Consider the following 12,613-nt stretch of genomic DNA (forward strand, 5'->3'; position numbering starts at 1 on the left):
CCGGCCCACCCGGGCGGCGTCCGTCAGCGGGGCGCCACCAGGGGCTCCTCCGGATTGCGGAGCCCCTCGGCCGCATCCGCGACCCGCCGGATGAGGTCGAAGAAGACCGTCCGCTCGTCGGCGGTCAGCGGGGCGAGGAAGACCTGGTTCATCCGGGCGGTGCGCACGGTCAGCTTGCGATGCGTGCGCGCCCCCTCGTCCGTGAGGTGCAGCAGGGAGCGGCGCCCGTCCTGGGGATCGCGGACCTTGTCGAGCAGTCCCCGCCGGCTGAGCCGGCTGATCACCTCGGCGATGGTGGACCGGTCGAGCCCCACCCGCTCCCCCACCGTGCGCTGGTCCAGGCCGGGCTCGGCGACGAGGGTGTTGAGGACGGCGAACTGAGGCGAGGTGATCTCCTCGGAGACCATCGCGTTCCACAGCAGGTAGTGCGCCTGCTGGAGCCGCCGGGCCAGGTGCCCGGGGTGGGTGGTGAGGTCCGCGGCCGCCATGTGCACCCCTCGGTCGTTTCGTCGGTGCACTGAACAATACTCAACCCATCGGGTACTGTCTGCCGCCTTCGCAAAGGATCACAGGCCTGTATGCCGAGGTCTTGACGCCCCACCGCCCCGATGGCAGCGTGAGAGAACAGCTTGCAGAAATACTCAGTGCCCTGATTAATTCGGTCGGGTCGCTCGGAAGAGATGGGGCTTCTCGGATGGACAAGGTGGTCGCCACAGCCCTGGAGGCGGTGGCCGACGTGCCGGACGGCGCGTCGCTCGCGGTGGGCGGTTTCGGGCTGAGCGGTGTGCCGAACGTGCTGATCGAGGCGCTGTACGAGCGCGGCGTGGCCGGGCTGTCGGTGGTCTCCAACAACTGCGGGGCGATGGAGTCGGGCCTGGCGGTGCTGCTGGCCGCCGGCCGGATCGCCCGGGTCACGGGCTCCTACATCGGCGCCAACAAGGAGTTCGCCCGGCAGTACCTGGCCGGGGAGCTGGAGGTCGAGCTGATCCCGCAGGGCACGCTGGCCGAGCGGCTGCGGGCCGGCGGCGCCGGGATCCCCGCCTTCTACACCCCGGCCGGCGTCGGCACCCAGGTCGCCGACGGCGGACTGCCCTGGCGCTACGACGGTGAGGGCGGGGTCGCCCTCGCCTCGCCGCCCAAGGAGGTCCGGGAGTTCGACGGCACCGAGTACGTGCTGGAGCGGGGCATCCGCACCGACTTCGCCCTGGTCCGGGCCTGGAAGGGCGACCGGCACGGCAACCTGGTCTTCAACAAGTCCTCCCGGAACTTCAACCCGCTGGCCGCGATGGCCGGGCGGGTCACGATCGCCGAGGTGGAGGAGCTGGTGGAGCCCGGCGAGATCGACCCGGACGCGGTGCACCTGCCGGGCATCTTCGTGCAGCGGGTGCTCGCGCTCACCCCGGAGCAGGCGGCGGACAAGAAGATCGAGCAGCGGACGGTGAGGTCCTGATGGCCTGGACGCGCGAGGAGATGGCCGCACGGGCGGCGCGGGAGCTGCGGGACGGCCAGTACGTCAATCTCGGCATCGGCCTGCCCACGCTCATCCCGAACCACCTCCCCGAGGGCGTCGAGGTCGTCCTCGAATCGGAGAACGGCATCCTGGGCACCGGCCCCTACCCCACCGAGGACGCCGTCGACCCGGATCTGATCAACGCCGGGAAGGAGACGGTGACGGTCCTGCCGGGCGCGTCCTTCTTCGACTCGGCGCTGTCGTTCTCGATGATCCGGGGCGGGCACATCGACGTCGCCGTGCTCGGTGCCATGCAGGTGTCCGAGCGGGGCGACCTGGCCAACTGGGCCGTCCCCGGCAAGCTGATCACCGGTATCGGCGGGGCGATGGACCTGGTGCACGGCGCCCGCACGGTCGTCGTCGTCATGACGCACACCGCCAAGGACGGCTCGCCGAAGATCCTCGCCGAGTGCGCCCTGCCGCTGACCGGCAAGGGATGCGTGAACCGGATCATCACCGACCTCGGCGTCCTCGACGTCACCGACGACGGACTCGTCCTGGTCGAGACCGCGCCGGGTGTGACCGCCGGCGAGATCGTCGCCAGGACCGACGCCGAACTGACCGTGCCGGAGGGCCTGAAGTGAAGGACGTCTACATCGTCGACGCGGTCCGCACGCCGATCGGCCGCTACAACGGCGGCCTCGCGAGCGTGCGCCCCGACGACCTGGCCGCGCACGCCGTCCGCGAACTCCTCGGCCGCACGCCGGAGCTGGACCCGGCCCGGGTCGAGGACGTGTACTTCGGCAACGCGAACGGGGCCGGTGAGGAGAACCGCAACGTCGGCCGGATGGCCGCGCTGCTCGCCGGTCTGCCCACGTCCGTGCCGGGCGTGACGGTCAACCGGCTGTGCGCGTCCGGCCTGGAGGCCGTGATCCAGGCGGCCCGGGCCATCGCGCTCGGCGACGCGTCCGTCGTGCTGGCCGGTGGTGTGGAGTCCATGACCCGGGCACCGTACGTGCTGCCGAAGAGCGACAGGCCCTTCCCGGCCGGGCACACCGAGCTGTACTCGACGACGCTCGGCTGGCGGATGGTCAACCCGCGGATGGAGCCGCAGTGGACGATCCCGCTGGGCGAGTCGGCCGAACTCATCGCGGACAAGCACAAGATCGACCGGGAGCAGCAGGACGAGTTCGCCCTGCGCAGCCACGAGAAGGCCGCCCGGGCGCGGTCCGAGGGCCTGTTCGACGTCGAGCTGACCTCCGTGGCGATCCCGCAGCGCAAGGGCGATCCGGTGGTCTTCGCGGCCGACGAGTGCGTCCGCCCGGACGCTTCCCTGGCGGCGATGGCCCGGCTGAAGCCGTCCTTCCGCACGGAGGCCGGCACGGTGACGGCGGGCAACGCCTCGCCCCTGAACGACGGTGCGGCGGCGCTGCTGCTCGTCGACGAGGAGGGGCTGAGGGCGACGGGCCGCGAGCCGCTCGCCCGCGTCGGTGCGACGGGTGTCTCGGCCACCGACCCGCACTACTTCGGGCTGGCGCCCGTGGAGGCGGTCAACCGGGCGCTGGCCAAGGCGGGCAGAGGGTTCGACGACCTGTCCGTGCTGGAGCTGAACGAGGCGTTCGCGGCGCAGGTGCTGGGGTGTGTGGCCGAGTGGCCCGCGTTCGATCCCGCGATCCTCAATCCGCAGGGCGGCGCGATCGCCCTGGGTCATCCGCTGGGGGCGTCCGGGGCGCGGCTCGCCGGGACGGTCGCGCATCAGCTGGCCCGGAGTGGCAGCGGCGTCGGCGTCGCCACGCTGTGCATCGGGGTGGGCCAAGGCCTTGCCCTTGTCCTGGAGCGCTAGCGCCGTTCAAGACTGCGGGCCGCACGTGGCCGGTCGCGCCCGCGCGGCGGAGCCGCATATCGATCCGGCCCGCGCCCCTGATGGGGCACGACCGTCAAGAACCTCAGGGACCCCCATGACTCTCACGCAGCACGACATCGACCAGGAGATCGCGGCCCAGCACGCCGCGTACGAGAAGCGCCTCGCCGACGGCGGGCCCGTCGAGCACCAGCCGCGGCGCGACTACGCGCCGTACCGGTCCTCACTGCTCCGGCACCCCAAGCAGCCGCCGGTCACCATCGACGTCGGCAAGGATCCGGAGCTGGTGGAACTGTCCTCCCCCGCCTTCGGGGAGCGGGACATCACCGAGATCGACAACGACCTCACCCGGCAGCACGAGGGCGAGCCGATCGGTGAGCGCATCACCGTCTCCGGACGGCTGCTGGACCGCCACGGACGGCCGGTGCGCGGTCAGCTCGTGGAGATCTGGCAGGCCAACTCGGCGGGCCGCTACGCCCACCAGCGCGAGCAGCACGACGCCCCGCTGGACCCCAACTTCACCGGCGTGGGCCGCACCCTGACCGACGCCGACGGCCACTACCGCTTCACCACCGTCCAGCCGGGCCCGTACCCGTGGCGCCAGCACGTCAACGCCTGGCGGCCGGCGCACATCCACTTCTCGCTCTTCGGCTCGGCGTTCACCCAGCGGCTCGTGACGCAGATGTACTTCCCGAGCGACCCGCTGTTCCCCTACGACCCGATCATCCAGTCCGTGACGGACGACGCGGCCCGACAGCGGCTGGTCGCGACGTACGACCACAGCCTGTCGGTGCCCGAGTTCTCGATGGGCTACCACTGGGACATCGTGCTGGACGGCCCGCAGGCCACCTGGATCGAAGAAGGGCGCTGACCAGCCATGACGAAGATCGATACCAGCCGTCCGGACAGCGTGCTGCCCACCCCCTCGCACACCGTCGGCCCGTTCTACGGCCACGCCCTGCCCTTCCGCGGCGGCGAGGACATCGCACCACTCGGGCACCCCGACACCGTCACCGTGCACGGCTACGTCACCGACGGCGAGGGCGACCCGCTGCCGGACGCCCTCATCGAACTGTGGGGCCCTGACCCCGACGGCAACATCCCGACCGCCGACGGCTCGATGCGGCGCGACCCGGCCTCGGGCGGTTTCCTCGGGCGCAACGGCGTGGAGTTCACCGGCTGGGGACGCATTCAGACCGACGCGAACGGCCACTGGTACGCGCGGACACTGCGGCCCGGTGCACGGGGGCGCAGCGCCCCGTACCTCAGCGTGTGCGTCTTCGCGCGCGGGCTGCTCGTGCACCTGTACACCCGGATCTACCTGCCGGGCGACGCGGCGGTGCTCGCCGCCGATCCGCTGCTGTCCGGGCTGGAGGACGCTCGCCGCGACACGCTGATCGCCGCGGAGGAGGGGGACGGCACGTACCGTTTCGACATCCGCCTTCAGGGCGAAGGCGAAACGGTCTTCCTGGAGTTCCAGTGACAGCTCACCCCGGCGACACCGGCCTGCTCGCCCCCGGGTGGTCCGACTCCGCGGCGGCCTCCGCCACGAGTGACGACGCGTTCCTGCGGGCGCTGCTCGACGCGGAGGCCGCGCTGACCCGGGCCCAGGCCGCCGCGGGCCTCGCCCCGGCCGAGGCGGCGACGGCGGTGACCGAAGCGGCGGGCGCCGGCGCCTTCGACGTACGGTCCCTCGCCGAGCGGGCACGCACGGGCGGCAACCCCGTCATCCCCCTGGTCGCCGATCTGACGAAGGCCGTGGGCGACACCCACGGTCCCTACGTCCACCGGGGCGCGACCAGCCAGGACATCATGGACACGGCGATGATGCTGGTGGCCGCGCGGACCCTCGACCCGGTCCTCGCCGACCTCGGCCGTACCGAACAGGCCCTGTCCCGGCTGGCCGCCGCGCACCGTGACACGGCGATGCCCGGGCGGACCCTCACCCAGCACGCCGTACCGACCACGTTCGGCCTGAAGGCGGCCGGATGGCGGTCGCTGGTGCTCGACGCACGGGACCGGGTGCGAGCCGTACGGGAGTCGTTGCCGGCCCAACTCGGCGGCGCGGCGGGGACGCTGGCGGCCTTCGGGGCGTACGGCGCGAGCGATCCGGCCGGGCTGCCGGAGATCTACGCCCGCGAACTCGGCCTCCGTGCGCCCGGTCTGCCCTGGCACACCCTGCGGACGCCGATCGGCGATCTCGCCGGGTGCCTGGCCTTCGCGGCCGGCGCGCTCGGCAAGCTCGCCGTGGACGTCCTGACCCTGTCGCGCACCGAGATCGCCGAGGTCGCCGAGGGCAGTGGCGGCGGATCGTCCGCCATGCCGCACAAGTCCAATCCCGTACGGTCCACCCTGATCGCCTCCGCCGCGCGGCGGGCACCGCAGCTCGCGGCCACGCTCTACGGGTCCATGGCCGCCGAGGACGAACGCCCGGCCGGGGCCTGGCACGCCGAGTGGGAGCCGCTGCGCGACCTCCTGAGGCTGGTCGGCGGGACCGCCCGGGACGCCGCCGACCTGGCGGAGGGGCTGCGGGTCAGGCCCGAGGCCATGCGCGCACACCTGGATCTCACCCACGGGCTGATCGTCTCCGAGCGGCTGTCCGCCGAGCTGGCCCCGGTGCTGGGCCGCGCCCGCGCCGCGGAACTCCTCACCCGGCTGGCCTCCACGGGGCAACCGCTCGCAGAGGCGCCGGAGTTGACGGACGTCGACCTCGACCCCACCCATTACACGGGCTCCGCCGGGGCCCTCACCGACCGTTCTCTGGAGCGACGTTGACCCTCCTGAACCACCACGCCGAAGGGCCCGCCTCCGCTCCCCCGCTGCTGCTCGGCCCGTCGCTCGGCACGTCGTACGCCCTGTGGGACGAGGTGGCGCCCGAGTTGTCGATCAGCCACCGGGTGGTGCGCTGGGACCTGCCGGGGCACGGCGGTTCGGCGGCCGGCCTCATCGAAGCGGGCGCGACGGTCGCTGATCTCGCCGGGTTGGTGCTGGCGCTCGCCGACTCGCTCGGCATCGAGCGGTTCGCGTACGCGGGCGTGTCCCTGGGCGGGGCCGTCGGGCTGCATCTCGCGACGCACCGTCCCGAGCGGCTGTCGTCGCTCGCCGTGATCTGTTCGTCGGCGCACTTCAACGGGTCCAAGCCCTGGGAGGAGCGGGCCGCCCTGGTACGGCGCGAGGGGCTCGCCGGGCTGGCGGAGAACGCCGACGCGCGCTGGTTCGCCGGTGACTTCACCGTGCCGCGCCTGGTCCGCGACCACCGGGACGCCGACCCGGAGGCGTACGCCGCCTGCTGTGACGCGCTCGCCGCGTTCGACCTGCGGGACCGGCTCACGGAGATCGCCGTACCGACCCTGCTGGTCGCGGGCCGGGAGGACCCGGCGACGCCCCCTTCGCATCTGCGGGAGATCGCCGACGCCGTGCCGCGCGCGACGCTCGTGGAACTGCCGGGCGCCTCCCATCTGGCGCCCGCGCAGTGCCCGGAGGCGGTGCTGACCGCCCTGCGCGCCCACCTCGGCCCAGGGGCCCCGCGGGGCATGGCCGTACGGCGGGAGGTGCTCGGCGACGCTCACGTCGACCGGGCGCAGGCCCGTCAGACACCGTTCACGGCCCGCTTCCAGGACTTCATCTCACGCTACGCCTGGGGCGAGATCTGGACCGACCCGACCCTGTCCCGCCGCGAGCGCAGCATGATCACGCTCACCGCGCTGGTCGCGCACGGCCACTACGACGAACTGGCCATGCACGTCCGCGCGGCCCGCCGGGGCGGCCTCACCCCGGAGGAGATCGGCGCGGTGCTGCTCCAGACGGCGGTGTACTGCGGGGTGCCGGCGGCGAACTCGGCGTTCGCTACGGCCCAGCGGGTGCTGGCGGAGGAGGACGGCACCTCATGACGGCGCGGACATGAAGCGCACGCCTGACCGCGCACATGACCGCGCACGCCTGACCGCGCGCCCGGACTACGCCGGTCCGACGCCGGACGTGAGCGCCGCCCGCGCCCGCTCCGCCAGTCCGTCGGCGCCGCACGAGACCGCCAGGTCCAGGCCGCGCTCGAGGTCGCTCACCGAGCGGGCGGCGACGCCGAACTCGATGCGGGCCGCCGCGTACTCGTACTGGCAGGGCGAGGCCTCCAGGTAGGTGACGGCCTGGGCGTAGAGCCGGACCGCACGCTGACCGGTCTCCAGGTCGGCGGCGCAGCGCAGGGCCTCCCCTATCGCCGTGTCCGTGCCGAAGCGCTCCGCCTGGCGGCGGACGTCGACGGCGAGCCGGGCGGCCCGGGCCGGGTCCTCGGTGCGCAGGGCGCGGGCGAGGTCGGCCGCCCAGGGGACGAGCACGGGGTTGTGGTGCCCCCGGGCCGCCGCGGCCTTCTCCGCCGCCTCCAGTTCGTTGATGCCGTCCTTGGTCCGGCCGACGGCCAGCAGCAGCCGCCCGCGCACCGAGCGGGGATCCGGCAGGACGATGGTGGACGGGTAGGGCGGGGCGAAGCCGTGCCGTTCGGCGACGTCCCAGGCCTCCTCGACATGGCCGCGGGCCAGCAGGGTGTCGACCAGGCTGCAGGTCGCCGACCAGTACAGGGGCAGACCGCGGCCGACGCGCTCGGCGAGGCGCAGCGCCTCGCGCAGGGACGCCTCGGCCTCCTTCAGCCGGCCCCGCCTGCGGTGGCCGATCCCGACATAGGCGTGGGCCAGGGCGAGGTGGCCACCGCTCCAGCCGGCCGTCTCGTAGGCGCGCAGCGCTTCGTTGTAGAGGGTCTCGGCGCGGTCGAGGCGGTCGGTGAAGCCGTAGGCGTTGGCCAGCATCAGCAGCAGTTCGATGCCCCACTCGGTGTCGGTCCAGCCGAGTCCGGGGGCCAGCCGGCCGTTGACGAGGGCGCGGTCGCACAGTTCGGCGACCTCCTCGGCGTTCTCGCCGTGCATCAGGGCGTCGAAGCCGCGCAGGATGAGCAGGGCGCGTTCGGAGTTGTTCCGGCCGGTGCAGGTGCTCGCGAGGTCGGCGAGCCGCTGGGAGCGGTCGGGTGAGGTGGCCTCGCCGGCGTGCAGGCCCTCCCACATGAAGTGCACGGCCTGGAGCCGCATCCGGGCGGGTCCGGGCCGGAGCCGGGCGGCCTCCGCCTCGACCGTGCGGACGGCCTCCTCCAGCTGGTCGTTGTGCAGGAGCGCCTGGGAGAGCCGGAAGACGGCGTCCACCCGCTGGTCGCCGTCGAGGCCGGGCATGCCGAGCGCGGTCCGCAGATGGCCGATGGTGCGGGCCGGCGCGGTGAGGAACGTGGCCCCGGCGAGTTCGTAGAGCACGTGCGGGTGGGAGTCGGGCCGCGGCGGTTCCTTCAGTGCGCGCTCCAGGCAGCGGCGCGCGGCGTCCGGGGCGCCCACGGCGAGGTGCTCGCGGGCGGCCTCGCGCAGCTGCCCGACGAGTTCCTCGTCGTCGTCCGGGTGGACCTCCAGGAGGTGGCGGGCGGCGGCCGCGGCGCCGTGTCCCTCGTCGGAGACGATCCGGGCGGCGATGCCGTGCATGGCGGTGCGCAGGGCGTCGGGGATGGAGTTGTAGACGGCGGTCGCGATCAGCGGGTGGACGAACTCCAGGTCGCCGTCGGTGCTGCGGCCGGTCGCGGGGTCGGGCGCGGTGAGGATGCGGGCGGTGCGCAGCAGTTCGGCGCAGCGGCGGGCGTCGTCCGGCCGCAGGGTGGCGAGCTTGGCGACCAGGCCGACGGAGATGCCGGCGCCGAGGATGGCGGCGGCCCAGGCGAACCGGGTGGCGTCGATGCCGAGTTCCTCCAGGCGGGCGACGAGGCCGCCGCCGCGGGCCGAGCGGTTCAGCTCGCGCAGTTCGCCGGCCCGGGCCTCGACCGGGTCGAGCTCGCTGTCCTGCACCTTGGCGAGGAGTTCGACGGTCTCGTAGGGGTTGCCGGCGGTGACGGCCCAGACCTCGCGGCAGAACGCGGCGTCGGCGTGCCGGCCCAGGGTGGCGCGGGTGAGCCCGGCCGTGGCGTCCGGGGTGAGTGCGCTCAGGGTCGTGACGGGGCCGTCCGCCGCGGCGGCGACGGTGTCGAGGTGGCGGGCGCTCGGACCGGAGACCTCCTCGGAGCGGCGGGCGACAACGACCAGGACGGACATCTCGTCGAGGCGCTCGGCGAACCCCGCGAGCCAGTGCAGGGTCTCCTGGTCCGCCCAGTGGGCGTCGTCGATCAGCAGCACCAGTGGCCAGTCCCGGCGGGCGAGCCGGCGCACGGCCGCGACCAGGCCGTCGCACACGCCCTGCGGGTCGGCCCGCCGGTCGCCGGGCTCCGCTATGCCGAGGGCGGGGCCGGCGATGTCGTACCAGTCGCCGAGGTACTCGCGGGCCTCCTCCGGAAGCATCGACACCAGGGCCGGCTGCAGCAACTGCCGTACCACGTTGAAGGGGACCGACCTGAGGGTCTCGCCGCCGCGCGCCGACCAGACCGTGCAGCCGCGGGCCTCCGCGATGCGGCGGGTTTCGGCCAGCAGCGCGGTCTTGCCGAGTCCCGCCTCGCCGCGGAAGACCAGCAGTGCGCCGGACGAGGATCGGTCCGTGCACAGGCTGTCGACCGCCCGCGCGACGGCGGCGACCTCCTCGTCGCGCTCCCACAGGGAAGCCGAGGCGGCGGCCGTGGGCCGTACCTCCGTCATCCCGCTACCTCCCCAAGTCGCCCGAACGACGTACAGACGTCGAGCGTAGCCGTCCGATTGCCTGAGTGGAGGGTGGTCGGGGCACCTCTTGCCGTGACGGGTGACACCGGGTGCAGCGGGGCGACGCGACGGGCCCGCCACCAGCCGCCTTCGAGTCAACGGCGCGCAAAGTAACGGGAGGTGACGTTCATTCAGAAGCAACGGGACACACGAATCGGCCGCCGGGCGCTGGTCGCGGGGTCGGTGGGCAATCTCATCGAGTGGTACGAGTTCGGCGTCTACGGCTACTTCGCGACGATCATCGCGGCGCGGTTCTTCACTCCGGAGGGCGGCAGCGAGGCCGAGGCCCTGGTGAAGACGTACGCGTCCTTCGCGCTCGCGTTCTTCTTCCGACCCGTCGGCGCGGCGCTTTTCGGCCGACTCGGCGACCGGATCGGGAGGCGTCCGGTGCTGGTCCTCGTGATCACGCTGATGACCGTGGCGACGACGCTGATCGGCGCGCTGCCGACGTACGCGCAGGCGGGTGCCCTGGCGCCCTGGCTGCTGACGTTCCTGCGGGTGCTCCAAGGACTGTCGGCGGGTGGGGAGTTCGGCGGGGCGGTGTCGGTGATGACGGAGTTCGCGCCGCCGGGCCGGCGTGGGCTGTACGGGTCGTTGCAGTCGTTCACGGTGGCGCTGGGCCTGCTGGCCGGTGCGGGGGCGGCGGCGCTGCTCGCCACCGTGCTGACGGCGGAGCAACTGGGCGCGTGGGGATGGCGGCTGCCGTTCCTGCTGACGTTGCCCCTGGGGCTGGGCGCGTTGTGGCTGAGGCTGCGGCTGGACGAGACACCGGCGTTCGTGGCGGAGCGGTCCGAGGAGACGCCTCCTCCGCGCGAGGTGGTCCGGGCCGTCGTGCTGGGCGCGGGGCGGATCATGGGCTGGGCGGCGGCGGGGTACACGTTCCTCGTCGTGCTGCCCTCGTATCTGCAGAGCTCGCTGGGCGCGACGTTCCAGCAGGCGCTGGTGGCGACCGTGCTGGCCAATCTCGGTTTCGCGGCGACGATCGTGCCGGCGGGGCTGCTCAGCGACCGGCTCGGACGGCGGGCGGTGATGGTGTCGGGGGCGGTGCTGGTGGTGGTCCTCGCGGTGCCGCTGCTCAACCTTCTGCGGCAGCCCGGCGTTTCGAACGCCGTGAAGGGTGTGGCGGTGTGCGGCGCGGGAGCGGTGGTGGGGCTGATGGCGGGGCCGGGGCCCGCGATGCTGTCGGAGATGTTCCCGACCCGGGTCCGCTGCACGGGCCTGGGACTCGCCTACGCGCTGTCCAATGCCGTGTTCTCGGGGTGTGCCGGGCTCATCATCACGGAGACGGTCGAGCGGACGGGCAGCGTGGACGTCCCCGCGTACTATGCGGCCGCGGCGTGCGCGGTGAGCGTGCCGGCGCTTCTCACGCTGCCGTCCGCGCGGCGGGCCGGGGTACCGAAAGCGGGGGTGGAGAGGGCTGGTTGAGCGGATGCGGGTGATCGGATGCGGGTGATCGGTCTCATGTCGGGCACGTCGTACGACGCGATCGACGCGGCGGCGGCCGAGCTGGACCTCGTCGGCGACGGCCTGGTGCTGAAGCCGCTCGGCAGGGTGAGCGAACCGTACGACGCGGAAGTGCGCGAGGCGCTGGCCGCCGCGCTGCCGCCGGGGACCACCACGCTGGGCGAGGTGTGCCGGCTGGACACCCGGATCGGGCAGGCCTTCGCGGCGACGGCGGTCCGGGCCGACCGCGAACTGTGCGAGGGACGGGCGGAGTTGGTCGCCTCGCACGGGCAGACCGTGTACCACTGGGTCGCCGGCGCCGAGGTCCACGGCACGCTCCAGCTGGGGCAGCCGGCGTGGATCGCCGAGGCGACCGGGCTGCCCGTGGTCGCCGACTTCCGGCCGCGTGACATCGCCGCCGGCGGGCAGGGCGCGCCGCTGGTCAGCCTGGTCGACCTGCTGTGGCTGCGCGGCCGGCCGGGCAGGCCCGTCGCCCTCAACGTCGGCGGGATCGCCAACCTCACCGCGCCCGACGGGACGGCCTTCGACACCGGGCCGGGATGCGCGCTGATCGACGCGGCGGCCCGGGGGTTCAGCGGCGGGGCGCTGGCCCACGACACGGACGGGGTGCTGGCCGCGCGGGGCCGGGTGCACGGGCCGTTGCTGGACCGGCTGCTCCAGGAGCCGTACTACGCGCTGCCCGCGCCGAAGACGACGGGCAAGGAACTGTTCCACCTCGGTCATCTGCGGGACGCGCTGGCCGGGTTCGGAACGCTGCCGGCCGAGGACGTCGTCGCGACGCTCACGATGCTCACGGCCCGGACCGTGGCGGACGCCGTGGGGTCGGTGGGTGCGACGGAGGTGGTCGCCTCGGGCGGCGGGACGCGCAACCCGGTGCTGATGGCGATGCTCGCGGATCTGCTGCGGGGCGTGGCCCTGCGCACCTCCGACGATCTGGGTCTGCCGTCCGACGCCAAGGAGGCGTACGCCTTCGCGGTGCTGGGGTTTCTGACCCTGCACGGCCTGCCGGGCACGGACCCGGCGAGCACGGGGGCCCGGCATCCCAGCGTGCTGGGGTCGGTGACCCCGGGCCGGGAGGGGCTGCGGCTTCCGCCGCGGGCGGTTCGACAGCCGTCGCGGCTGCTCCTGGAATAGCCG

General features: G+C 73.6%; 11 protein-coding genes. 9 read left to right on the top strand and 2 right to left on the bottom strand.

Features of this window, described 5'->3' with window-relative positions; translation table 11 throughout:
- Nucleotides 1-23: 23 nt before the first annotated feature.
- Nucleotides 24-488 carry a MarR family winged helix-turn-helix transcriptional regulator gene (locus tag IE153_RS03250; RefSeq protein ID WP_189588220.1) on the bottom strand — a complete coding sequence of 155 codons (465 nt, stop codon included), beginning with the start codon at nucleotides 486-488 and terminating at the stop codon, nucleotides 24-26.
- Nucleotides 489-694: 206 nt separating this feature from the next.
- Here IE153_RS03250 and IE153_RS03255 point away from each other — a divergent pair, with 206 nt between their 5' ends.
- From IE153_RS03255 to pcaDC, 7 genes are all read left to right on the top strand, one after another.
- On the top strand, nucleotides 695-1,450 hold the full coding sequence (locus IE153_RS03255; protein ID WP_189588225.1) for a CoA transferase subunit A: 756 nt from the start codon (nucleotides 695-697) through the stop codon (nucleotides 1,448-1,450).
- The gene (locus IE153_RS03260; protein WP_189588229.1) at nucleotides 1,450-2,094 is read left to right on the top strand and encodes a CoA transferase subunit B; all 645 of its coding nucleotides are present in this window, start codon (nucleotides 1,450-1,452) and stop codon (nucleotides 2,092-2,094) included. The genes IE153_RS03255 and IE153_RS03260 overlap by 1 nt, the downstream gene beginning before the upstream one ends.
- A complete protein-coding gene (locus IE153_RS03265) occupies nucleotides 2,091-3,293 on the top strand; it encodes a thiolase family protein (protein ID WP_189588231.1) in 1,203 nt (400 codons plus the stop codon). Before IE153_RS03260 ends, IE153_RS03265 begins: the two co-directional genes overlap by 4 nt.
- 115 nt (nucleotides 3,294-3,408) lie before the next feature.
- Nucleotides 3,409-4,182 carry a protocatechuate 3,4-dioxygenase subunit beta gene (gene pcaH / locus IE153_RS03270; RefSeq protein WP_189588232.1) on the top strand — a complete coding sequence of 258 codons (774 nt, stop codon included), beginning with the start codon at nucleotides 3,409-3,411 and terminating at the stop codon, nucleotides 4,180-4,182.
- A gap of 6 nt (nucleotides 4,183-4,188) precedes the next feature.
- A complete protein-coding gene (pcaG, locus tag IE153_RS03275) occupies nucleotides 4,189-4,794 on the top strand; it encodes a protocatechuate 3,4-dioxygenase subunit alpha (protein ID WP_189588233.1) in 606 nt (201 codons plus the stop codon).
- Nucleotides 4,791-6,086: a 3-carboxy-cis,cis-muconate cycloisomerase gene (pcaB, locus tag IE153_RS03280; RefSeq protein ID WP_189588234.1), complete on the top strand. Its 1,296-nt coding sequence runs from the start codon at nucleotides 4,791-4,793 to the stop codon at nucleotides 6,084-6,086. The genes pcaG and pcaB overlap by 4 nt, the downstream gene beginning before the upstream one ends.
- Nucleotides 6,083-7,201 carry a bifunctional 3-oxoadipate enol-lactonase/4-carboxymuconolactone decarboxylase PcaDC gene (gene pcaDC / locus IE153_RS03285; RefSeq protein ID WP_189588235.1) on the top strand — a complete coding sequence of 373 codons (1,119 nt, stop codon included), beginning with the start codon at nucleotides 6,083-6,085 and terminating at the stop codon, nucleotides 7,199-7,201. The genes pcaB and pcaDC overlap by 4 nt, the downstream gene beginning before the upstream one ends.
- 66 nt (nucleotides 7,202-7,267) lie before the next feature.
- Here the strand turns inward: pcaDC and IE153_RS03290 are convergent, their stop codons facing one another.
- Complete coding sequence (locus IE153_RS03290; protein ID WP_189588236.1) at nucleotides 7,268-9,952, bottom strand: ATP-binding protein; 2,685 nt, start codon at nucleotides 9,950-9,952, stop codon at nucleotides 7,268-7,270.
- Between the two features lie 180 nt (nucleotides 9,953-10,132).
- On the opposite strand from IE153_RS03290, the gene IE153_RS03295 reads away from it, so the two are divergent.
- Nucleotides 10,133-11,437, top strand: coding sequence for an MFS transporter (locus tag IE153_RS03295; RefSeq protein ID WP_189588237.1), 1,305 nt, complete (start codon nucleotides 10,133-10,135; stop codon nucleotides 11,435-11,437).
- 18 nt (nucleotides 11,438-11,455) lie between these two features.
- Nucleotides 11,456-12,610, top strand: a complete 1,155-nt coding sequence (locus tag IE153_RS03300) for an anhydro-N-acetylmuramic acid kinase (protein ID WP_189588238.1) — start codon at nucleotides 11,456-11,458, stop codon at nucleotides 12,608-12,610.
- Nucleotides 12,611-12,613 lie beyond the last annotated feature (3 nt).

It is taken from the genome of Streptomyces massasporeus (assembly GCF_014648995.1).
Lineage (GTDB): Bacteria > Actinomycetota > Actinomycetes > Streptomycetales > Streptomycetaceae > Streptomyces > Streptomyces massasporeus.